The following is a 22331-nucleotide window of genomic DNA, read 5'->3' as shown; positions in this document are numbered from 1 at the left end:
AACAATTGACTAAGAAGAGAACTACCTACTTGACAGGCGTACAGACGGCGACCATCTTCTTGGCGAACTTGAGCGACGCGCCGCAACTCGATTTGAAGCGAGGGAAGATGGCATAGGACCGACCTCGCACAACTGAACGATGCGAAATCGGTGAAGCAGGTTTTCAGTCTAGATGCGAATTTGCGAGGTCAGGAGGACTTTATGACGCCGTCCCGAACCCAGCCGTCGAAAATTGCCAGCGCTGCGTCGACAAAAACCTGGTCGTTGATATGTCCGTCAACTTCGTCCATCGGCACGCGCCCGGGAAGAATGTTGCGAGCTTCCTCGATGAACGCCTGAAGGCCTTCCGGATCATAAGCTTCCTGGCCCTCCCGGTCCCACTCTTCTATGCCTCCCACGGGGAGCAGAAACCGGACCTCGCCCTTGGATGCTTCCAACCGGTCGGCGAGCTCATGAACCCATTTTCGGCGTTCATCGGCATTGAACACTGAGCTTTTGATCAGGCGATTGTGCTCGTGGAACGGTCTGTCAGAATATTGCACTGGCACCGCCTGCCATCCGGCAAAATCGACAAGATCCAGCGCACCTGGCGCGACCAGTTGCGGAATGCCGCTCTTGCCGGCATTGGTCAGCCGGTCATCACCGCTGCTGACCAGTGATCCGGCCAGCATGTTGCCGAACTCCTGAAGACAGAAGTCCATGACACAGCAAAATGCCCCTTGTCTGGCAAGGCTTTCAAATGCCATTCCACCCATGCCGGTCGAATGAAAGACGGCAACTTCGAAGCCGCGCTCTTCAAGAGCAGGTTTCAGGCTCTTCATGTATTTCAGGCAGCTTGACCCGAGAGACGTCATGCCAACCAGGGGACGTCCCGTGTCGGGTGCTTGCGCCGCTTTTGCAGCTCCGAGCACAGCCCCCGCCGCCTGAGACAACGATGATTTGCAGATGGAGTTGAGACCGTAAAGTCCACCGGCCCACAGGATCATCTGAATGTCCGGCGCAAGACGATCCGGGGCGATCAACGGCGAAAAACTCACGGTCGAGACAATGAATTTCGGCACACCAAGCGGCAGGGCCTGGGCACAATCCAATGCCAGGTCCGTTCCCATTGTTCCGCCGAGCGCAATCATGCCGTCGAACCGGCCTGCCTGCCAGAATTCTGCAACCAGCCTGGCAGCACCCCGCGCCATGATTTGAAAGGCCTTGTTCTCATCGCCGAGCGCAATCACCTCTTCGATGGTCATGCCGCCAGCCTCGGCCACCTGGTGCTTGGATATGTCGGTTGGTTTTTCCGGATCGCCGAGCACACTTACATCCATGGTCATGACCCTGCCGCCCTGCTCCTCAATGCAGGACTGAATGAATTCCAGTTCGGCATTCTTGGTGTCATAGGTGCCGATGGACAGGATGGTTTTGGTCATCGCGATACCTCAATCGTAGACAAGGATGAGCCCGTGCGGGTGGATAGGTAAGTTTCGGTCAGGGCAATGGCCTGGGCGATCATCCGGCTGTTGCGGATCCGGCCGTTCGGCTCTTCAAGTCGGGAGATGTTCCAGCCGACATAGGTTACGGCCCTGAGCGCCAGAAAGAGATCCAGGGCCGAAACATCCAGCGGTCTGAGACCAAGGTAGCCTTGCAAAAGCGCGTCTTTCAGCTCGGGAAAATCCGGTTCGCCCATATTCTTCAAAAGCGCTGTCGCCACGTCGAACAGGCGATACCCATAACCGCTGTCATCAAAGTCGATCAGGTGCAAGGAGCTCTCATCGATCATGATGTTTTCCCTGACCGCATCGGCGTGGATCAACCCGTAATCCAGTGTCACCTCCAGACGCACAAGATCCTCATGGGACGCTTCACGGAATGCTCTTAGCGTTTGGACTTCGGCAGATGTCAGATCCGGGTTCTCCCAGAACCTGCCCCAAAGCGGATCAGTGCCGACAAGACCTGCCCTGTTCCAGCTGCCGCGCACGAAACCGTCTGGCGGGATCCAGGCGTCGGAAATTCTGTGCAACTGTGCAAGCGTCTGGCCGATCTGGCAGAAAACTTCTACGCGGTCCGAATGCTGTAAGGGCTCGGAGGTCTTGCCCAATGGCGACCCGCCCAACCAGGTCAGCATGTCAACCTGATGATCCTCGATCAGGTGAAAGAGCGATCCGCGGGCTGACGCGACCGGGCACGGCACACTCAATCCGGCACTGCTGAGCTCGGCCATCCAGCACAATTCCGACAGAAGCTCCGCATCGGTTCTCAGGCCCTTGCGATGGACACGAAGCGCGAAAGTGCCATTCCTCGAAGTCACCTTGAAGACCCGGTTCTCCCGCTCCGCGACCAGAATGATCTGACTGTCTTCCAGGCCCCAAAGGGTGCGGGACTTTACAACGAGACTATCCATGATGAAGCGGTGTCGATGCCAGCACATCGTCCAGGGTTTCGAACAGAAGATCGGCATGCTCTGTTCCAAACGGCATCGGAGGGCGGATCTTGAGCGTGTTCTTGTGACGCCCGAGCTTGCTGAGGATGATCCCGCGACGGCGCATTTCGTTGACAACCCGATCAGTGAAGTCGATGGCCGGTTCTTTGCTCGCCGGATCAAGCACCATCTCGGCGCCAAAAATCAGGCCGGACCCGCGCGTGTCTCCAACAAAGTCATACTTTCGCGCCAGATCCCGAAGCCGCGTCTTCGCATAATCACCAACGGTTCGAGCATTCGACACAAGATCTTTGTCCTCCAGTTCCTCAAGCACCGCCATGGCCGCTGCACAGGAAACCGGGTTACCACCGAACGTGTTGAAATACCGGAACGAATTGCGGAATGCAGACATGATGTCAGGAGTGGTTACAACGCCACCGACCGGGTGGCCATTGGCCATCGGCTTTCCCAGCGTGACAACATCGGGAACGACCGCCTGGCGTTGATGACCCCACATGTGGGTTCCGATCCGGCCAAACCCGGGCTGGACTTCATCGGCAATGAAGATGCCGCCTTCTCTCCTGACGACGTCGATTGCCGGTTTCAGCCACCCTTCCGGGAGATCCGGAAAGCCCTCATTGACGAAAAACGGACACAGGATGAGGCCGGCAAAGCCGTGCTCGGTTTGCTTCAGGGCGTCGATCTGTTCGGCAACCGCTTCGGCAAATGCCTGTGCATGGGCGATGCCTGCCTCACCGCCGAGCGGACGATAGCTGTCGGGTGCCGGAACGAAGCGCACCCAGTCGCCATTACCGACGCCGGGCACGTTGCTTCTCGACAATTGCGAAACCAGCGAGGTGTTGCCGTGATAAGTGAAGTCCGAGGCGATAATGCCACGCCTGCCGGTCACGGCTTCCGCCATGCGCAGGGCGATGTCGTTCGCCTCGGAACCGGTACAGGTCAGGATGGCCGTGGAGAGCGGGTCATCAAATGTCCCGGTCAGCCGCTCAACATAGTCCAGAATGCCTTCATGCAGATATCTGGTGTGTGTGTTCAGCGTGGCCGCCTGCCGGGAAATCGCTTCGACCACACGCGGATTGCAATGCCCGACATGCGGCACATTGTTGTAGCAATCCAGATATTTGCGGTCGTTCGCGTCCCAGAGCCAGACCCCTTCCCCCTTCACGATATGAACCGGCTCGTCGTAGAAGGTCGACACGTTCGGACCCAGCAAACGAGTGCGCCTTTCCAGCAGATTCGAAGATCCGGTCGGGTGGTGAACGGTCATCTCGCACTCCTCGCTACAGCTGGATCCAGGCGGTCTTCAGATCGACATACTTGTCCAGCGCGTGCAGCGACTTGTCATGACCGTTGCCCGACTGCTTGACGCCGCCAAGCGGAACGGTCAGGTCCGATCCGCCATATGTATTCACGTGAATCACCCCGGAACGCACTTCGGAAATCATCCGGTGGGCGCGGCTGAGATTGGCGGTCCACACGCCTGCCGCCAGGCCAAATTGCGTGCTGTTGGCAATCCGGATGGCATCCGCCTCATCCTTGAAAGCGGTCACGGCCAGAACCGGCCCGAACACCTCTTGTTGGGCAATCGTGTCGGTCGGCTTCACACTGGTCATCACCGTCGGCTGCATGTAATAGCCGCCGGTTTCCTGAAGAATACGGCTCCCGCCTGTCCGTCGTTCCGCACCTTCGTTTTCCGCGATCGTGACGAACTGAAGATCGGCTTCCAGCTGAGGCAGGCTGTGAACGGCACCGATCTGGGTCTTGAGGTCGAGTGGATCGCCGACCCTGAAGGCTTCCGCGTGTGAGCAGATCTCCATCACGAAATCGTCGAGAATGTCTTCCTGGACCAGAAGCCTGGATCCGGCGACGCAGACCTGGCCGGAATTGCGGAAAATACCTGCGGCGGAAATCTTGGCGGCCTGGGCAAGATCCGGCGCATCGTTGAAAACGATGTTCGGTGATTTGCCGCCAAGCTCCAGATAGCAGCGTTTCAGGTTGGACGCAGCCGCATAGTTCAAAAGCCGGCGGCCGGTCGCCCCCGAGCCGGTGAAAACCAGCACGTCGACATCCATCGACAGCGCCAGTGCCTCGCCGACAATCGAACCGGCCCCGGTGACCACGTTGAAGACGCCATCGGGCAAACCGGCTTCTGATGCCAGTTCGGCAATTTTCAGCAGCGACAGAGAGGCCGATTCAGCCGGTTTCAGGACCAGGGAGTTGCCGGCGGCCAATGCCGGCGCAATCTTCCAGGCGCCGATCATCAAAGGAAAATTCCACGGCACAATCGCCCCGACCACACCGACCGGCGCATGATGCACAAGGCCGAGAACATTTTCCGCGGTTGGCGCGATCTGGCCGTAGACCTTGTCGATGGCTTCCGCGTAATAGCGGAAGGTTGCCGCCGCAGAAAGCGCTTCCGCCTTGTAGGCCATGTTGATTTCGGTACCGTTGTCGCGAATACCAAGCACCGTAAGCTTCAGGGCGTCACGCTCGATCAGCTCTGCGAGCCTGAGCAGGACTTTCTTGCGTTGAGAAGGAGCCGCTTTGGACCAGCGGCCATCCTCGAAAGCCCGACGCGCGGTTGCGACTGCCTGATCCATGTCGTCAGGAGCTCCGGCTGCCATTCTTGCAAACGGATTGCCGTCAATCGGGGAAATCACATCCAGCGTTTCGCCTGATCGGGATGCAACGGATCTTCCATCGATAAAGTGCCCCTGGTCGCCGACCGTTTCGTCACGCAACGCATCGATGGCTTTCTGGTCAAGCATAGAAGTCTCACCCTTGCTGTGTCGACATATTGGAAGAGCCTTCCTCGCGTTGCTGCCTGCGCGCCTTTTGCTCGTGAATGACAGCGCGGAAATGCAGCACCAGAATGCCGATGATCATGATGAACAGGATTGCCGAGATCGGGCGGTCGATGAAATCCAACGGAGATTTCACGCGTGCCATGGCGCTGCGCAGCTTCACTTCCATGATGCCGCCAAGAACCATTCCGAGAATGATCGGCACGATCGGCAGGTTGAGCCGCTTCAGGATCAGGCCGAACACGCCGAACGCGGATGCGATCGCACAGTCTGTCACCGAATTGCGTAGCGAATAAACGCCGACGAATGAGAGCGTCAGGATCATCACGCCAAGGAATCTGGTCGGAATCTGAATGATCTTCAAAAGCAGGTTCGTCGAGAACAGCAGGAAGATCAGCACGATCACGTTCAGAATGATCAGTGCAAGGTAAAGCGCGACCACGAAATCGAGCTGCCCCTGGAACAATTGCGGTCCCGGGATGACATTGTGCACATAGAAAACGGACAGCATCATTGCCGTCAGGGCTTCGCCGGGAATGCCCAAAGCCAGCAACGGGATCATCGCCGCACCGGGCACGGCGTTGTTTGCAGCTTCCGATGCGACCAGGCCCTCAGGCGACCCTTTGCCGAACAGGTCCGGGTTTTTCGAGGTTTTCTGCGCGTAGGTGTAGGAAAGGAACTGAGCGGTAAACTCACCGACCCCGGGGATCATGCCCATCAGCACGCCGATACCGGAAGAGGCCGACGCGATGCGCTTGAACCGGAACAGGTCCTTCAGACCGGCAAACAGGTTGCCGTCGACATTTGCCGACCCCGGCTTGTGTTCCTTGTCCACCAGAAGAAGCAGGGCCTGGGAAATCGCGAACAGGCCAAGCACGACGACGATCAGGTCGATACCCGATGCCAGCCAGCTCTGATCAAACGTGAAACGCTTGGTGTATTTGGCAGGCTCCAGTCCGATCGTGCTGATAAAGATGCCGAAGCAGGCAAGCATGCCAGCTGCGAAGACCTGGCCGCGATGGGCCACGATCACCAGGATGATCCCCATCAGGGCAGCCAGAAAGATTTCACGACTGCCGAAATGCGGCGCAATCATCGCCAGCACTGGCGAGAGAACGATCAGACAGACAACGGAAAAGATTCCACCGAAGAACGATGCCGAATAGGCAAGCGACAGCGCACGGTGGCCTCGTCCATCCTTTGTCATCGGATATCCGTCATAGGTCGTCAGGGCGTTGACGGCGGTACCGGGCGTATTGATCAGAATGGCCGGAATGGCGCCTCCGTACATGGAGGAACCGTAGACACCCAGAAGCAGGGTGAGGCCGACAATCGGTTCGAACGCGAACGTGGCCGGCAACAGAATTGCGATTGCAACGGCTGCGCCGACACCAGGGATCGCACCGATGATGACGCCTCCGACGGAACCGATGGCCAGAGCGACAAGCACTTCCCATTGCGCGAGGAGCGTCAGTCCTGAGAAAAGGGTTTCCATGGGCGCCTCACAGGTATGTTAGTGCAAAGGCGCGGATACCGTCCGGAAGCGCTTCATAGATGCGTCCGGCTGGAATCTTGACCTGGAGAAATGCGCGGAAGACGACCGCAACAGCCACCGCAAACCCCACTGCTGACAGGAGATTCACGATCCGTGTTTCACCAATCCTGAGAGTCAGAAACACGGTGAAAAGTACGGTCGAGGGCAAGTAACCCAGTTGGGGAACAAGCACCACATAGCCAAGGAAATACAACACGAATTCCAGTGAGCTGACCCAGAAGGCAACTTCTTTCCAGCGCCCCAGAATACGTGGTGAACAGATCGAGCCGATGAAATGAAGGCAAGCGAAGATTGCCATTCCGATCAGCGACACGGCCGGCCAGAACCTAGGCTGCGCATACCAGTTGGTTCGCTTTATCCAGGCCGTTTCCGAATAAAGCTGCGACAACAGAAAGAGAGAAAACGCCAGGAACAGGATCGCGAAAACGATATCGCCCGGACGACGGTAGCGCCGGAACAGTTCCTGCAAAGTTTTGATATGTGCCACGACTGCCCTCCACAATCGCCAGGCGGTACGGAAAAGTACCGCCTGGAGGCAAGATCTTACTGCTCGTTGATCTCGGAGATTTTCCCGATGGCAGCAGCGTCGGATTCGATCTGAGCCTTCGATGCGTCAGCGTCCTGCCAGTAAATCAGAACTCCGGTTTCGCCGATCAGGTTCTGCGCCTTTTCCTTTTTCAACGCAGCTTGTGCGGCAACCGCAATCTTGTCGCGCGCTTCCTGCGGCACATCCTTGTGCACGAAGAGGCCATTCCAGAGAGCAACGGACAGTTCCGGATTGATTTCCTGAACGGTCGGGACATCAGGCGTCAGAGACGTGCGCTCGTTGCCGACACTTGCCAGCACCTTGATGTCCGACAGGCACGGCAGGACCTGCTGGATGGTCGTGTTGATCACATCGACGTCACCGGACGCCAACGTGTTGCAGGTCAATTCGTCAAACGCAGCTTCGCTGGCAAAATCGAAACCGGAGGTCTTTGCCGCGGCAAAGGTAATCTGGGTTGGCGGCAGGAATGATCCGAAATGGCCAAGGGCAACGTCATTCGACTTGGCATATTCCGCCAGTTCTTCCCATGAGCTGTAGGGTGCGTTGGCGCCAGTAGCGATCACGAACGGGTAGGTCATGAAGATCCCGATCGGTTCAAACGGGTTGGGCGACAATTCGGGAATTCCGATTTGCGGCCCGCCGATCGGCACATCGGTCACGAAAGAACCGATCGTGTAGCCATCGGCCGGAGCGGTTGCCACTTCAACCGCACCCGGGAAAGGACCGCCACCGCCGCCGGGCTTGTTCACGACCGCCGCCGGAACTCCGTACATTTCCTGAAATTCATCGGCAATCAGCCGGGTCAGAACATCTTCCAGGTCCCCCGGAGGCCAGGGAACAATGAAGGAGACCGGCTTTTCCGGATAGTCGGCAAGTGCAGCCGTAACGCTCATCAAGCTTGCCGCTGTAAGGGCAATCGCGTGCTTTTTCATTTCGAAGTCCCTCATCTGATGGTGGTCCGTCAACCTTTTCGGCTGATCTCAGCTATTTTTTATTTGCGTTGTTAAATGTTGTCATATTAAATAATAGCCTGTCAACCTCCAATCAAACGGCGGATAGAACAATGTCACACTCACAAAGGGTTCAAATAATGAACCAGAGGTATCAAATAAATATTGTTTCATTTGAAACTATCTGTCAAGATAAATGCACTTCGACGACCGCGGGCCCTTCGCCCCGGACCTGAAACCGCATTTGAAACGGACCTGAAATCCGATGGGAACGATCACCAAGGCGCTCAACCTCCTGAACTTCTTTTCCCCCAGCCATCCGGAAATCGGACTGACCGAGTTCCGGACTCTGTCTGGGCAGGACAAGGCCACGGTGCATCGCCATCTCATCGAACTTGCGTCAAACGGCTTCCTGGAACAGAACCCCGTCACGAAAGGCTATCGCCTGGGGCCTGCCATCCTGCGGCTGGCCGCGGTTCGCGAGCGCCTGTTTCCCGCCCGTTCGCTAGTTGCTCCGCTGGTGGAGCGTTTGGCGACGGACCTGGGCGAACTGGTGCATGTCTCCTTGCGCGAAGGCGATCATCTGTCGCCACTCTGTCATCACGATGCCCTGATCCATGGAACAAGGGTCTATTTCGATGAAGCCGAACTGTTGCCGCTCCATGCCACGGCCTCTGGCCTGGCAATGCTTGCCTTCGGCCCGGATCACCTGATGTCCGACCTTCTCGCCGACCCGCTGGAAGCTTCGACACAATACACGATCACTGATCCGGACGAGTTGAAGCGAACTGTCGAAAGGGTCCAGGTCGAAGGCGTTGCCTTTATCGACCAGGGATTTGAACTTCACGTCTCTTCCTTTGGCGTCCCGGTCTTTGGCGACCTGAAGGAAGCTGTCGGCACCATGGCCGTGGCAGTTCCCACCGCTCGAATGACGGACGAACTGAAGCGGAAGATACCCGTTGCGCTCATTGAGGCAGCAACGGAAGTCACGGAAGAACTTGGCGGCACGGTTCCCCCTCACCTGAGAAGGATCTGGCTCAATGCAGCATGATGCTGAAGCCCTCGTACTCGATTTCGGCGGCGTGGTGACACGCACGCTCTTTGAAACCCACGACCTGACGGAGCGCGCGCTTGGCCTGCCGGCGGGCACCTTGACCTGGAAAGGTCCCTTCGAGCCGGCGACCGACCCCCTGTGGCGCTCCATGCAGGCAGATGAAATCTCCGAGCGGGACTATTGGCGCATCCGGACCGAGGAAGTTGCCGGATTGACCGGACGCCCCTGGACCGCGATGTCCGATTTCGTGAAGGCGGCACGCGGAGCAGACCCGGATGCCGTCATGCGCCCCGAAGCCCTTGCAGCGATCGAAACCGCCCGGCGAGCCGGCAAGAAACTCGCGATCCTGTCCAATGAACTGGATCTTTTTTATGGCGTCGAATTCCGCGACAAGCTTGCTTTTCTGAAAGACTTCGACGTCATCGTCGACGCCACATACACGAAAATCCTGAAGCCCGATCCGAATGCCTACCAGCTTTGCCTGGAGGAACTGGACCTGCCCGCATCTGCCTGCGTCTTCGTCGACGACCAGGCTCGCAACATCACGGGTGCAGCGGCAGTGGGCATGCGAACGGTTCACTTCAACGTTCTGAACCCGGCAGCGTCTTATTCCGACGCGCTGGCCCAGCTTGGCCTGGCGGCCTGAATTGAGGAGACATGTCATGAAGGACTCAAACTTCCTGAAGGAAAACAATGCCCGGCATGTCTGGCATCCGATGGCCCATCCGGCGGACAGCCAGACCAACCTGCCGACAATCCTGACTGAAGCCAGGGACGTCCGTATCACCGATGTGAACGGACACGAGGTGATTGACGCCGTTGGCGGTCTCTGGAACGTCAATCTCGGCTATTCCTGCGAACCGGTGAAGCAGGCCATCCGCGATCAGCTGGACGCACTGCCCTACTATTCGCTGTTTCGCGGAACCACCAACGACAAGGCCATCGAGCTTTCCTACGAACTCGCCCAGTTTTTCGCACCAGACGGGCTCAGCCGGGCGTTTTTCACCTCGGGCGGATCAGACTCCGTCGAAGTCGCTTTGAAACTTGCCCGTCAATATCATCGCATCCGCGGTGAAGCCTCCCGGACCAAATTCATCAGCCTGAAGAAAGGTTACCACGGCACGCATTTCGGCGGCGCAAGCGTCAACGGCAATGCCAAGTTCCGCAACGCCTATGAGCCGCTGATGCCGGGTTGCTTTCACATTCCGGCCCCTTACACCTATCGCAATCCGTTCAACGAGAGCGATCCGGAAAAGCTGGCCCGGCTATGTGCTGCGGCGTTGAAGGACGAAATCGCCTTCCAGGGCCCCAACACCATTGCCGCTTTCATCATGGAGCCGGTTCTGGGCGCGGGCGGTGTCATGCCACCGCATCCGAGCTTCATGCCTCTGGTCCGTGAAATCTGCTCCAGGAATGGCATCCTGCTCATTTCCGACGAGGTCATTACTGCCTTCGGGCGCACCGGATCGGAAAGCGGCGCACGTCACTGGGGCGTCAAGCCCGACCTGATGTGCACGGCCAAGGCCATCACCAACGGCTATTTCCCGTTCGGCGCGGTCATGATCGCCGATCACGTAGCCGATGTCTTCGAAGCCGACCGCACCGGGACAGCATCGGTCGACACCGGCTACACCTATTCCGGCCACCCTGTCGGCGCCGCCGCAGCTCTTGCAGCCCTTGCGGAAATCAAGGCGCAAAAGGTTCATGAAAACGCGGCGGAACGCGGCAAGCAGCTTCTTGGCGGCCTGAAGGGGCTTCAGGAAAGGTTTGAAGTTATCGGCGATGTACGGGGCGAAGGCCTGATGTGCGCCCTCGAACTTGTATCGGACCGGACGACCAGGGAACCGGCCGGCAAAGACATTCCGATGAAACTGCAACAGGCAGCCTATGACGATGGCGTCATGGTTCGTGTGTCTGGCAACAACGTGATCTTCTCGCCGCCTCTTGTGGTGACGGAAGACCATGTCGCAAAGATATTGTCGGCCACCGAAACAGGGTTGAAGGCTCTTTGAGGCAAACCGGCCCGGCGAAAAACCACGCCGGGCCGCAAAATGCGCTCACCTGCGCAACGCATGTGCAGGCAACGACCGGAAAGCCTGGCCGTCACACCCGGCCATGCATTAAAAGCCAATCCGGTTTTCGCCGATCGTTTCGATCAAGGGGCGCAGGTGTTTCTCGTACCTGCGCCACTTTGCCTTCGAGGAAGTGTAAAGCGGCTGACGGACCTGCTGAACGCTTGCGGTGCGAACCCGGCGTTTGGACTTGTGAAATTCCAGACAGGCATCATCCCAGTCCAACCCGCAGAATTCGATGAGTTGGCGCGCTTCTGTTTCAATGCCGTCAATCAGAACTTCATAGTGAAGGCTGTGAAAGGCATCTTCCGGAAGCAATTCTCGCCAATGGTTCATCAGGCGAACATAATTGTTGTAGTAACGCCCGAGCTCGACCAGATCGTAACTGTGCAGCTGGCTGCGTTCGAAAAGGCGCGTATAACAGGACAGGCACGTGTCGAAGGGATCGCGTGCAATGTGAATAATCTTCGCATTGGGCATGATCCCATGGATCAGCCCGATCAGCTGGAAATTTGCCGGCATCTTGTCGACGATATGTGTGGCGTCCGGCGCATGTTGCGACAGGGCTTCGACATAGTCCTCTGCCCACCGGTTCAATGTTTGGTCAGAAACCGAACGCAGTGCCAGCGGAACGTGAGAAGACCCGTCATCCAGCCGGCCGAATATATTCTGGAGATCATTCAGTTCGCCGGCCCCGGAAACTTCGGGATGCGCATCCAGAATTGATTCCGTCAGAGTTGTTCCTGAACGCGGCATTCCGACAACGAAAATCGGCTTGGCATCGGAAACGGCACAATCCCGCAACCGCGTCAGCATCGACCGATCGAACGTCGCGATCAGGTCATCGGTCAGCTTGTCGTTCTCCAGAGGGTCATAGGAAATCAGAGAACGCTTGATCTGCGCTCCGCTCGCGAAATTGGAAAACGCCTCCTCGTAGCGGCCTAGTTTGTCATAGCAATCTCCCATCGCATAGCGATAGGCGACCGCCTTTTGCGGCAGCATGGTTGCAGCCCCGGGCAAGGCGGCCTCCAGCGACTGAAACACCGGGCTATCTTCGGAAACCTTTTCCAATCGGGCGAGCGCGACCAGGGCACTGAGTTTGTCGTCGGCAGATTCGGCTGCTGTCTCGAAGTGGCTGCGAGCGGTGTCGAAATCACCCTGTTCTATTGCCAGATGGCCCAGTGCGAGACGGCTTGCCGTCAGCTCGGGCTTCAGTTCCATGGCCCGTTCATACATGGCAATTGCGCCCTGGATATCTCCAAGGTGTGCTTTGGCCAGAGCGATCTGATGGCAGGCGGCCGCATTGGCGGCATCGAGGCGCAAGGCCTGTTCCGCCTCGATCAGGGCCAGCTTGGGGTGGTTCTTTTCGAACAGGACTTGCGAAAGACCGACAAAGCAATCGGCGTTTTTCCCGTCCAGATTAATCGCATTGCGAAACGCGCTTTCAGCCTTGTCCAACTGGTTTTCCAGCATGAACAAACGCCCGAAATTTCGATGCAGTTCGGCGTCACCCGGCGCTATTTTCAGCTGGTTTTCGGCAACCTTTCGGGCTTCGACGACGTTTTCCGCCTCGATCAGGACCGCAATAAGGTTGTTGGCGGTCTCGGACGATGCCGGATTGATCCGCAAGGCCTTGCGGTAAAGTGTTGCCGCCTTCTGTCGATCGCCCCCGTCGCGTGCAATGCTTCCCAGATTGTTGATTGCTCGGTCTAACTCGGGCGCAAGGGCTAGTGCGCGTTCCTGCGAAGCCTTCGCGAGATCAAGATCCCCCTGATCGTAGTAGACCAATCCGAGGTTTGAATGTCCGGCTGCGTTGGCCGGAGCGACTCGCACCGCGCGCTCGCCGATCTCCCGTGCCTTGTCCAGCTGGCCCGAAACCCGCAGAACTTCCGTGAAGTTCGCCAGAAAATGCGCGTTACCAGGCTGAAGCCGGACCGCCTCCGTCAATGCTCTGACCGCCGGTTCATACTGTCCGAGTTGAAAACCGATGAGACCCAGCATCTGGTGAGAAAGGGCATGTTCGGGAAGCACGCCAACAATTTTGGCAAACAGCGTTGCGGCTGGCTTCAGCTGACCATTCTGATAATGGGCCATGCCTTGCCGATAAGCATCGTCAATTGAAATCTGCCTGGTTTCAACCATTCTTCAACGCTCCGCACAGGCCATAGTTCGAACATCGTCCCGTTAAGTGACCAACGACCGTCAGACAGACCCGGCTTCAGAGACTGTCCCGAAATTGGGATGGTGTCAGATCGGACCAGCGCTTGAACGACCGGCGAAACGCCCTTTCCTCGGAATATCCCAGCAGGTGGGCAATGTTGCTCAAACTCAGGTCGCGGTTCGCAAGGAGTTTCTTGGCGTTTGCCTCGCGGACGTTTTCAAGCATCTCGCGCAATTCGCCACCGTTCTGACTGACAAGTCTCTGCAGCGAACGCAGGCTCATGCTGAGCTTTTTGGCAAGGGCAACGGCGCTGTATTCACCGACCGCGGCATTCTCGCAGATCGCGTCGTGAACCTTTCTCAATTGCTCGCTGCCGAAAACTGCGCTGCCTTCCTCATTGCTCAACCTCTCAAGATGCGCGCGCGCATATTCGTATAGCGGTTTTGAGGGCAGACGGTTCGGGCGATCCAGGGCTTCATGTGCGAGGACCAGTCCGTTGCTCGGCTGATTGAACAGGACTTCCGTTTCAAAGAACTCTTCATAGTGGCTTTGTGCCACACGAGGCTTGTGCGCAAATTCTATCCTGGTCACCAGTTTGTTCGCGTCAAACCATTCCTTCATCACCCGGTAAAGCAGAGCACAGCCGAATTCGGCGGTGGCACCACCATCCAGCGCATCCATGGGATGATACATCTGGAAGCTTGTTCGCTTTTCTGAATCCACAAGCGTGAACAGGACCCTGTCCGACAATGCGGACCTGTACCGGACAAGCATTTCAAGCGCGTCGCGCACGGTGGGAGCAAACTCAAGGGCGGAACTGACGAAACCGAAAACCGACAGAGGCGTGACCTTTGCCAGGTCCAGAGGAAACGCTTCTCCGGGAAGAGACGACGCCATCAGGTTCATGATTTTCGGAAATTCGTCTTCCGGCAGTTTGGCGCCAGGTTCAAGCAGCTTCATCGGATCGATGTTCAGCTTCTCGAATATTTCCGGCAGAGGCACGCCTCGCGAGAGAGCGTAACTCACCATGCTCGCTGCCACCGCTCCGATTGTTTTCGGCTGCAACGGATCATCCGTTTGAGTTTTTTTGGTTGTAATCATTTCAGCGTGTCTGCAAGCACTTTCTGGCGTTCCCCATCGGGCGTCTTTCTTTTTCGGTTGTCGTTGCGCAACTCCTGAAAGCCCCCTTTCAAGCCACGTTACATTCTTTTGCCGGATATCCGTTTGGAGTTTCGGGCTTTCCAACACAAATCATGCCCTGCAAATCAAAGAGATTGCGGCAAACCCCGTCGGACCGAGCGGAACTTCGCTCAGGTCACGTCAACACGCGAGGACAAAACCCGCCAACAAGCGGACACTTCGCGCCAGAGAGCTTCACACTTTTGTGTCGGTCCAAAATATGCAGGCTTGTGAAAACGGCGCGCAACACACTTCGCGAGTTTCAAGGAATCCGTCACGCCGAGCGCTCCCGGCCCTTTCCGACCTGATTTTGGCGCGAAGTGTCCCGAGGTTTTCGTGAACTGTCCTTGAACACTCCAATCCGCCAACGTCTTATTATTGCAAGTGAATCTGTTGGGTTTGCGGTGGGCTCAAATTCCTGAAGTCTCGTCTCATGGCTAGGCTTTGGTGTCGCAATTGAGCGGCCCCGCACGCTCCGATTCAGAGCGGATTTGAGGCCAGTTTCTAAGAATTTTCCGGAAGGTTGCAGTGAAAAGAATTTGTTCGGAACGGCACAGGCGGAGTGTCGTGGTCCGTGGGGGCCGTCTTGTCAAACGAAAAGGCGGCGCAGCGAGCATTGCCCCTTCCCTGTTTCTGGCATCGGTTTCCGTGCTGGCACTATCGGCCGGTGCGGTTCTGGCGGAGGAAATTACCTCAACCGAAACCACTCCGGTGACCTTTTTCAATGACGAAGACAATACGATCACCTCGACGGGTGAGGTCAATCTGACAACCGGCGCTGCACCCGCGGTGACGATTGATCTCGACTATTCCAGCACCTTCACCAATGAAGGCACGGTGACCATCGAAGGCGCCTCCATTCCCACGGCAACCGGTGTGTTTCTGGACGGCCGGCTGGAAGCCTCAGGTCAGATCACAAACAACAATCTGATCAAAGTGGAGGCCACCAATGGCACCGCCGCGAATGCATACGGCCTACGCTTCAGTGAGACCTTTGCCGGAACGTTCTCCAACACCGGCACCATCGAGTCCACCGCCACTGCAACGAAGGACCGGGCCTACGCCTATGGCATCTATTTTGACGAGACGGTGGAAGCATCTGCCGTAGTCGTCAATTCCGGTTCGGTCACGGTCGAGACCAATTCCGATGATGACTATTCAGTTGCAAGAGGATTTTACTTCCAAGAAGCCGTGGAGAGCGGTGTCCAAAACATCGGCACGATAACTGTCAAAGCGAGCTCCAATAATGACTACGCCCAGGCCCAAGGCATGTACTTCCGGCGGGCGGTCAATGGAGACATTTCCAACAGCGGTGAGATCAAGGCAGTCGCTGAAGGCGGGGACGAAGCATCTGCAGCAGGCCTTTTCCTGATCAGGGAGCTGAATGGCAACTTCACAAATTCCGGCACAATTCGTGCGCAAGCGACGAGCCCGGGCGAAGCATATGCATTCGGTCTTTATGCCAGTGGTGAAGTCACTGGCAACATCACCAACGACCATGTAATTGACATCAGCGCCAATGCGGGGACGGGATTAACCGCGGCTGCGGTCTATATCTCGAACGACCTGACCGGAGACATCAGAAACTCCGGGTCCATAACCGTGGCAGCGAGCAGTGACACAGATGATGTGCCGACCTACGGCCTTTACCTGACCGGCAACATGACCGGCAACATCTTGAACAGTGGCAAGTTCACCGTTGAAGGCGAAGTCACGAATGGTACGGGCTCGGCAGAAGTAGAAGGTTTCCTTATTGAACAGGATCTGGAAGGAAACGTCGACAATACCGGCACGATTGCTGTTTCAGCGACAAGCGCAATGGAGGATGCGCAGGCTTTCGGCCTTCACGTCGAAGGTGAAACCAGGGGCAACCTGACCAACAGCGGTGATATCGAGATCAACGCGAATGCGGAAACGTCAGCGCTTGCTGCCGGTTACTATCTTGAAACCGGCTTGCAAGGGAACTTTGAAAACGCGGCAATGCTGCAAGTCGATGCAAAATCCGAGACTGATCAGGCCAAAGCCTATGGTCTTTACGTCGAAGGGGACATGACGGGTGACATCGTGAACCTCGGCACTGTCGACGTTCAGGCTGAAGGACTTTCCTCCGCAGCCGCAAGTGGTTTCTATATTTCCGATCAACTGGACGGTAATTTCAACAACTCCGGCACACTCACCGTCATCACAAAAAGCCAGACCTCCGAAGCCGATGCCTACGGCCTTTATGTCGGCAGCCTGATGACCGGGGACATCGCCAACAGCGGCACAATCAAAGTTCAAGGCAGCGGTGACAGTTCGGATACCGCGGCCGGCGTTTACGTCGCCTGGGACTTAAACGGCAATTTCAACAACTCGGGCTCGATCATCGTGGAGCTTGAAAGCAAGTCTTCCGAGGCAGAGGTTTATGGTGTTCGTGTTTCCGACAACATGAACGGAAGCATCTCAAACAGCGGTACGGTCAAGGCGACCGCCATTTCCGGTGACGAAGCACTCACTGCCGGTTTTCATTTCGGAGACACGCTCTTCGGGGATTTTGAAAACGCAGGTTCCATAAACGCTTCCGCGACGGTTGAGGGGGACATTGTAGAGGTCTATGGCGCCTATTTCGGCATTGATGTGTCGGGCAATGTCACCAACAGCGGCACCATCACTGGCCGGGCGGAGGGTTTCGACGAGGTAACTGCGGCCGGTATCTTCATCGACAGCGATCTGACCGGGGAACTGAACAACACCGGTACGATTGCCGTTGCCGCCATTTCCGAAGACAGCGACGCCTATGCTTACGGCATTCACATTGGCGGTGACATCCGCGGCAGTTTCAACAACAGCGGCACCATTTCCGCGCAGGCCGAAGGTTCAAGAATTGTCCAGGCATATGCCGTTTATTTGCGGGACGATGTCCCCGGCAGCATATCCAATACCGGTTTCGTAACGGCCTCGGTGAACCTGGTTGATGCCGCTGGGTCCGCCGCTGCCTCCGCGGCCGCCTTTCGCATTGACACGCTGGACGGCGAATTTGCCAATACCGGCACGCTCAACGCAACGGCTTCGGGCGGCAGTGCCGCGAATGCCTATGGTCTTTACATCGAGAATCACAACGGCACGATCACCGAGGTCGGGACCATTTCTGCAACATCGGAAAGCGGCGAGGCCTATGCAATCTATCTGGACGGTGGAACCGGAACGCTGAACATCGACTCCAAGGACGACGTCACCGGCACCATTCGTGTTGCCGATCATGACGTCAACCTGGACGCCATCGGCGGCAGTGCAATCTTTGTCTTCGAAGATGCAAACACGGCCGGCGGGGATTTCACCACCAAAGCGTCGGACGGTAGATCGGCCTGGTATGTGCAGGATGAGGGCGGCTCCAATCCTGTCTATGCCGTGGTCGATCCCGCAGAACTCTTTACCTCAAGCGACGTCGTCGCATCCTATGGCAATGTCGTCGGCAGTATCTCGCAAGTTCTGACCTACGGCGCGGCACCGCAAACGGTTCCAGGCGCCCTGGCCTATGACGATCCGAAAGCCCGGCCGCAAGATCCTTCGCAAGAAGCGATTTCCAGCGCGCTTGCCACCAACGGCAAATCGGATCGCTTCGCCAGCGCCTTCCGGCCGTTCGTCATCATCGACGCCGAAGCCAAGCGGTTCGACACGGACCAGGACACCGACACCGTGCTCGTTCTGGCCAACGCCGCCGTCGGCTACACGGGTCAACTGGAAAATGGCCTGTCCCTCGCCCTTGGACTTGGCGCCTACGCCGCCGATGGGAATGGCGACACAACTTCGTTCGACACGACCGGGGTTTATGTGAACGCGGCTGCCGGACATCAGTTCGGCGGCTTTACCGTGCAAGCGGATCTCGGCGTCGGATACCTCACCACATACAAGACCCGCGACATCTCGGGCAGTTCGGATGCCAAGTCGAATTACAACAGCACCTTGTTGACGGCCCATATCGGCGCCGAACGCGCATTCCAGCTGGGTGGCGGTTACAGGGTTCTGGGTCTTGGCGGAGTGCGTTACACCCGTCAGACCGATGACGACTACACGGAAACCGGATCGTCCGCGAATGCGACCGTCAGTTCGGCCACCACTGAGGTCGTCGATTTCAGGACGGGTATCGAACTTGAAAAGTCGCTTGGCCGGGCTGGGTCTCTCAAGGGACGCTTGAGCGGTGTCGTGCGCCGCGGCCTGGGTGATACCACGGCCGATGTGACGGTCCTGTCCTCCACACAGGCACTGACTTACGCGGCCAGCGACTTCACTGGCGCCAGCGTTCAGCTCGGGTACGAAAAAAGCTTTTCGCCGAACCTGCATCTGAACGTGATTGCGGAGCAGGAGATCGGCAACGACGCGCAGGGCCCCTTCGTCAAGGCGGGGCTCAACTGGTTTTTCTAACCGGCAGAACCGGTGTCGTCCTTTCAAAACCGACCGCCCTGTGCCGGCCAGCACCGGGCGGCATTGCGCCAGGCCTGTTGATGCAGTCCGTCTGACCCGGTCGATCTGAATTGAGGAAGCAACACCAGCTTCGTCTGATCGACTGTCGAAAAATCAAATCGACGATGTTGCATCTCAAAACAAGTTCCCAAGCATGCTTCGATTTTTGCCCTCTTGCCCAACGCGCATTTTTTCCTTGCCCCTGCCGCCAGTAATGTTCGGGATGCTTGCCTTTTTCAGCACCGGCCTGACCGGCTTTGCGAATGCCCGGGGTGACATTTACATTCGCGCTCAATACTCGAACGGCGGGCCGGCTGGGCTTCATGAAATTCTGACCGTGCCTGAGGACGGCTATTACAAGGCTCAGTTCTGCGGCCGGACATACTGGGTCCTGATAAAAACCGTGATCTGGATTGAAGAGCAGAGCGCAGCTGGCCGCATTCTGGTCCTGGAGGAAAACACGGGCGGCAGCAGCAAGGTTTTATGTGTCGGAGCTGCGGCATTCGCAAGGCTGGAAGATCTGGGTCTCGACCCGGAGATACTCAAGAAACTTCGCCGGAAACCTCAAAGAAGCAACCGAAGGCTTAGAAGACTGCCCCTGGCACAGGACTGAGCCGAATGCGCAATCGTCCGGCGGTCAAGTCATCTCGATACCGAAGGACGTAAGGCTTGCTTCAAAGGTTCTGGAAATCGTCGAGAATATCAAGAAGCTGGTTCAGCTTTTCCCGGCCGATCACCTTTTCCATATGAGCGACAATCGCCTGTGCTTCCTCCAGATTGTCATAAATGATCTTCCGGCCCGCATCGGTAATGGCCACAGTTTGCTTCCGGCGGTCCTTGTCATCTGCGTTGCGGGTCACCAGTCCCTTTTCGCTGAGTGTCTGGACGATACGCGTCTGGCTGGGCAGCAGAAGACAGGCCCGGTCCGCAAGAGTCGAGGCATCAAGCGGTCCGAATTCCTCCAAAACCCGAAGGATACGCCACTGCTGTTCGGTGATGCCGGTGTCAGCGAGCATTTCCCGGATCGGTCCCATGACCTTTTCGCGCGCCCGGATGAGGGCGATGGGAATGGACCGTTTGGTTGGCGGCAGCTTGCGGACGGTCTGGGTTTCTGGAGTGTCAGTCATTCTTAGCTCTTAGCGAATCCAAACTTTATTTCACACAAAAAGTTTGACATTTTCGACTCCATATATTTAACATAGCAAATATTGTGTTGTTAAGGAAATGCCATGCCGCACATTACACTGGAATTTTCCGCCAACTTGCAAGAGCGGGTCGACATTCAAGGATTGTGCGAGCACCTGCGTGAAGAAGCGGCCACCATCACCGCCTTTCCGATGCCCGGCATCCGGGTCCGGGCACTGAAAGCGGAATATTACAGCATTGCAGATGGCGCCTCGAGGCACGGATTCATCGATATTTCCGTCCGCCTGCGCGCCGGACGGCCGCAGGAGGTGAAAACCGACGCAGCACAAAGACTGTTTGACGCCGCAAAAGCGTTTCTGGAACCCGTCTTGAAAACGAGTTCGCTGGCTCTGTCTCTGGAAATGCGGGACATCGACCCGGACCTTTCACCCAAGACAGGAACCATTCGCGACCATTTGGGAGAAGCCTGACCAATGTCCGACCTCGAAAACAACATTCAAAAACTGAGCAGCTATCTGGAACGTTTCCGGACAAGCGGCATTCTGAACCGGATTGGCGGCGAAACGGTTCCGGCTCAATCGGGAGAGACATTTCAGACCCACTCTCCGGTGGACGAAAGCCTGATCTGCAATGTGGCCAAGGGCGGCGCGGCGGACATTGACGCCGCAGCAAGAGCTGCAAAGGAAGCTTTTCCCGCCTGGCGTGACATGCCCGCGGCTGAACGCAAGAAAATCCTGCACCGCATCGCCGACAGGATTGTCGACCGCGCGGAGGAAATTGCGCTCTGCGAATGCTGGGACACCGGTCAGGCGTTGAGGTTCATGTCGAAAGCAGCGTTGCGCGGTGCTGAAAACTTCCGTTTCTTCGCAGACAAGGCAACGGCTGCAAGAGATGGTCAGGCCTTGCCCTCCTCCACCCTGATGAACGTCACCACCCGCGTACCGATCGGCCCGGTTGGTGTCATCACGCCGTGGAACACACCTTTCATGCTGTCAACGTGGAAGATCGCTCCAGCCCTCGCAGCCGGCTGCACGGTCGTCCACAAACCGGCGGAATTTTCGCCGTTGACCGCGCGTATCCTCGCTGAAATCGCTGAAGAAGCAGGTCTGCCGAAAGGCGTTTGGAACCTGGTGAACGGTTTCGGCGAGGACGCCGGCAAGGCACTGACCGAGCATCCGGATATCAAGGCAATCGCTTTTGTTGGTGAAAGCCGCACAGGCTCAATGATCATGAAGCAGGGGGCAGATACCCTGAAGCGCGTGCATTTTGAGCTGGGCGGGAAAAACCCGGTCATTGTGTTCGATGACGCGGATCTGGATCGCGCGCTCGATGCAGCTATTTTCATGATCTACTCGCTCAATGGCGAACGCTGCACCTCGTCTTCACGCCTGCTGGTTCAAGACACGATCGCGGAGGAGTTCGAGACCAGGCTCACGGAGCGGGTCAACAACATCAAGGTTGGACATCCCCTTGATCCGAAGACCGAGATCGGGCCGCTCATCCACAAGACCCATTTCGACAAGGTCACCAGCTATTTCGACACGGCCAGGCGGAATGGAGCGACGGTTGCCGCCGGCGGCAGACGGATTGGCGAAGAAGGTTATTTCGTTCATCCGACCCTGTTCACGGGTGCCGACAACCAGATGGACATAGCCCAGGAAGAAATCTTCGGCCCCGTTCTGACCAGCATTCGCTTCGGGTCGGAGGAAGAAGCTCTTCAGATCGCAAACGACGTTCCTTACGGACTGACGGGTTACGTCTGGACCAATGATCTTACCCGGGCACTGCGCTTCACCAACAGCCTCGAAGCCGGAATGATCTGGGTAAATTCAGAAAACGTCCGACACCTGCCGACGCCATTTGGCGGCGTAAAGGCCAGCGGCATCGGCCGCGATGGTGGTGACTGGTCGTTCGAATTTTACATGGAACAGAAGAACATCGCCTTCGCAACAGGCCAGCATGCGATCCCGCGTCTCGGCGCGCTGTAATCGA

17 protein-coding genes are annotated in these 22331 nt (G+C 57.1%); 7 read left to right on the top strand and 10 right to left on the bottom strand.

What is annotated here, in order from left to right; all coding sequences use genetic code 11:
- Positions 1-188: 188 nt before the first annotated feature.
- From ABLQ08_RS30820 to ABLQ08_RS30790, 7 genes are read right to left on the bottom strand one after another with little or no spacing between them, the layout of a single operon-like run.
- A complete protein-coding gene (locus ABLQ08_RS30820; RefSeq protein WP_352950515.1) occupies positions 189-1421 on the bottom strand; it encodes a Tm-1-like ATP-binding domain-containing protein in 1233 nt (410 codons plus the stop codon).
- Positions 1418-2392, bottom strand: coding sequence for a phosphotransferase enzyme family protein (locus ABLQ08_RS30815; protein ID WP_352950513.1), 975 nt, complete (start codon positions 2390-2392; stop codon positions 1418-1420). Before ABLQ08_RS30815 ends, ABLQ08_RS30820 begins: the two co-directional genes overlap by 4 nt.
- Complete coding sequence (locus ABLQ08_RS30810) at positions 2385-3698, bottom strand: aspartate aminotransferase family protein (RefSeq protein ID WP_352950512.1); 1314 nt, start codon at positions 3696-3698, stop codon at positions 2385-2387. Before ABLQ08_RS30810 ends, ABLQ08_RS30815 begins: the two co-directional genes overlap by 8 nt.
- 13 nt (positions 3699-3711) lie before the next feature.
- Positions 3712-5199 (bottom strand): aldehyde dehydrogenase, encoded by a 1488-nt coding sequence (locus ABLQ08_RS30805; RefSeq protein WP_352950510.1) that lies wholly within the window; start codon positions 5197-5199, stop codon positions 3712-3714.
- Positions 5200-5206: 7 nt separating this feature from the next.
- Entirely contained in the window at positions 5207-6730 is a 1524-nt protein-coding gene (locus ABLQ08_RS30800; protein ID WP_352950509.1) for a tripartite tricarboxylate transporter permease, read from the bottom strand.
- A gap of 7 nt (positions 6731-6737) precedes the next feature.
- The gene (locus ABLQ08_RS30795) at positions 6738-7277 is read right to left on the bottom strand and encodes a tripartite tricarboxylate transporter TctB family protein (RefSeq protein ID WP_352950507.1); all 540 of its coding nucleotides are present in this window, start codon (positions 7275-7277) and stop codon (positions 6738-6740) included.
- A gap of 56 nt (positions 7278-7333) precedes the next feature.
- Positions 7334-8269: a tripartite tricarboxylate transporter substrate binding protein gene (locus ABLQ08_RS30790; RefSeq protein WP_352950505.1), complete on the bottom strand. Its 936-nt coding sequence runs from the start codon at positions 8267-8269 to the stop codon at positions 7334-7336.
- A gap of 283 nt (positions 8270-8552) precedes the next feature.
- Between ABLQ08_RS30790 and ABLQ08_RS30785 the strand changes: the two genes are divergently transcribed.
- Genes ABLQ08_RS30785 through ABLQ08_RS30775 form a run of 3 tightly spaced genes read left to right on the top strand, consistent with a single transcriptional unit; the run spans position 8553 to position 11353 of the window.
- On the top strand, positions 8553-9338 hold the full coding sequence (locus tag ABLQ08_RS30785) for an IclR family transcriptional regulator (protein WP_352950503.1): 786 nt from the start codon (positions 8553-8555) through the stop codon (positions 9336-9338).
- Positions 9328-9987, top strand: a complete 660-nt coding sequence (locus ABLQ08_RS30780) for an HAD-IA family hydrolase (protein ID WP_352950502.1) — start codon at positions 9328-9330, stop codon at positions 9985-9987. Before ABLQ08_RS30785 ends, ABLQ08_RS30780 begins: the two co-directional genes overlap by 11 nt.
- Positions 9988-10003: 16 nt before the next feature.
- Positions 10004-11353, top strand: a complete 1350-nt coding sequence (locus tag ABLQ08_RS30775; protein WP_352950501.1) for an aminotransferase class III-fold pyridoxal phosphate-dependent enzyme — start codon at positions 10004-10006, stop codon at positions 11351-11353.
- A 108-nt stretch (positions 11354-11461) separates the two neighbouring features.
- On the opposite strand, the gene ABLQ08_RS30770 is transcribed toward ABLQ08_RS30775, so the two are convergent.
- Together ABLQ08_RS30770 and ABLQ08_RS30765 are read right to left on the bottom strand one after the other, a co-directional pair.
- The gene (locus ABLQ08_RS30770; protein WP_352950499.1) at positions 11462-13555 is read right to left on the bottom strand and encodes a tetratricopeptide repeat-containing sulfotransferase family protein; all 2094 of its coding nucleotides are present in this window, start codon (positions 13553-13555) and stop codon (positions 11462-11464) included.
- 76 nt (positions 13556-13631) lie between these two features.
- Complete coding sequence (locus tag ABLQ08_RS30765) at positions 13632-14639, bottom strand: AraC family transcriptional regulator (protein ID WP_352950497.1); 1008 nt, start codon at positions 14637-14639, stop codon at positions 13632-13634.
- Between the two features lie 681 nt (positions 14640-15320).
- On the opposite strand from ABLQ08_RS30765, the gene ABLQ08_RS30760 reads away from it, so the two are divergent.
- Both ABLQ08_RS30760 and ABLQ08_RS30755 read left to right on the top strand, forming a co-directional pair.
- Positions 15321-19154: an autotransporter domain-containing protein gene (locus ABLQ08_RS30760; protein WP_352950495.1), complete on the top strand. Its 3834-nt coding sequence runs from the start codon at positions 15321-15323 to the stop codon at positions 19152-19154.
- 253 nt (positions 19155-19407) lie between these two features.
- On the top strand, positions 19408-19806 hold the full coding sequence (locus ABLQ08_RS30755) for a hypothetical protein (protein WP_352950493.1): 399 nt from the start codon (positions 19408-19410) through the stop codon (positions 19804-19806).
- A gap of 61 nt (positions 19807-19867) precedes the next feature.
- Here the strand turns inward: ABLQ08_RS30755 and hpaR are convergent, their stop codons facing one another.
- Positions 19868-20320: a homoprotocatechuate degradation operon regulator HpaR gene (gene hpaR, locus ABLQ08_RS30750; RefSeq protein WP_352950491.1), complete on the bottom strand. Its 453-nt coding sequence runs from the start codon at positions 20318-20320 to the stop codon at positions 19868-19870.
- A 102-nt stretch (positions 20321-20422) separates the two neighbouring features.
- On the opposite strand from hpaR, the gene ABLQ08_RS30745 reads away from it, so the two are divergent.
- Positions 20423-20809, top strand: a complete 387-nt coding sequence (locus ABLQ08_RS30745) for a 5-carboxymethyl-2-hydroxymuconate isomerase (RefSeq protein WP_352950489.1) — start codon at positions 20423-20425, stop codon at positions 20807-20809.
- 3 nt (positions 20810-20812) lie between these two features.
- Positions 20813-22327 carry a 5-carboxymethyl-2-hydroxymuconate semialdehyde dehydrogenase gene (hpaE, locus tag ABLQ08_RS30740; RefSeq protein WP_352950487.1) on the top strand — a complete coding sequence of 505 codons (1515 nt, stop codon included), beginning with the start codon at positions 20813-20815 and terminating at the stop codon, positions 22325-22327.
- The last annotated feature ends 4 nt before the right edge of the window (positions 22328-22331 follow it).

Origin of the sequence: Roseibium sp. SCP14, from assembly GCF_040329475.1 — a bacterium.
Taxonomy (GTDB): Bacteria; Pseudomonadota; Alphaproteobacteria; order Rhizobiales; family Stappiaceae; genus Roseibium.
The sequence above is the reverse complement of the archived record's forward strand: the minus strand, read 5'-3'. Positions and strand labels throughout refer to the sequence as shown.

Bases quoted from the DNA above. Each gene is read 5' to 3' on its own strand.
- ABLQ08_RS30745 (WP_352950489.1), top strand. From the start codon at position 20,423: ATGCCGCACATTACACTGGAATTTTCCGCCAACTTGCAAGAGCGGGTC.
- ABLQ08_RS30770 (WP_352950499.1), bottom strand. From the start codon at position 13,555: ATGGTTGAAACCAGGCAGATTTCAATTGACGATGCTTATCGGCAAGGC.
- ABLQ08_RS30800 (WP_352950509.1), bottom strand. From the start codon at position 6,730: ATGGAAACCCTTTTCTCAGGACTGACGCTCCTCGCGCAATGGGAAGTG.
- hpaE (WP_352950487.1), top strand. From the start codon at position 20,813: ATGTCCGACCTCGAAAACAACATTCAAAAACTGAGCAGCTATCTGGAA.
- ABLQ08_RS30755 (WP_352950493.1), top strand. From the start codon at position 19,408: ATGTTCGGGATGCTTGCCTTTTTCAGCACCGGCCTGACCGGCTTTGCG.
- ABLQ08_RS30780 (WP_352950502.1), top strand. From the start codon at position 9,328: ATGCAGCATGATGCTGAAGCCCTCGTACTCGATTTCGGCGGCGTGGTG.
- ABLQ08_RS30815 (WP_352950513.1), bottom strand. From the start codon at position 2,392: ATGGATAGTCTCGTTGTAAAGTCCCGCACCCTTTGGGGCCTGGAAGAC.
- ABLQ08_RS30790 (WP_352950505.1), bottom strand. From the start codon at position 8,269: ATGAAAAAGCACGCGATTGCCCTTACAGCGGCAAGCTTGATGAGCGTT.
- ABLQ08_RS30810 (WP_352950512.1), bottom strand. From the start codon at position 3,698: ATGACCGTTCACCACCCGACCGGATCTTCGAATCTGCTGGAAAGGCGC.
- ABLQ08_RS30775 (WP_352950501.1), top strand. From the start codon at position 10,004: ATGAAGGACTCAAACTTCCTGAAGGAAAACAATGCCCGGCATGTCTGG.
- ABLQ08_RS30820 (WP_352950515.1), bottom strand. From the start codon at position 1,421: ATGACCAAAACCATCCTGTCCATCGGCACCTATGACACCAAGAATGCC.
- ABLQ08_RS30805 (WP_352950510.1), bottom strand. From the start codon at position 5,199: ATGCTTGACCAGAAAGCCATCGATGCGTTGCGTGACGAAACGGTCGGC.
- hpaR (WP_352950491.1), bottom strand. From the start codon at position 20,320: ATGACTGACACTCCAGAAACCCAGACCGTCCGCAAGCTGCCGCCAACC.
- ABLQ08_RS30785 (WP_352950503.1), top strand. From the start codon at position 8,553: ATGGGAACGATCACCAAGGCGCTCAACCTCCTGAACTTCTTTTCCCCC.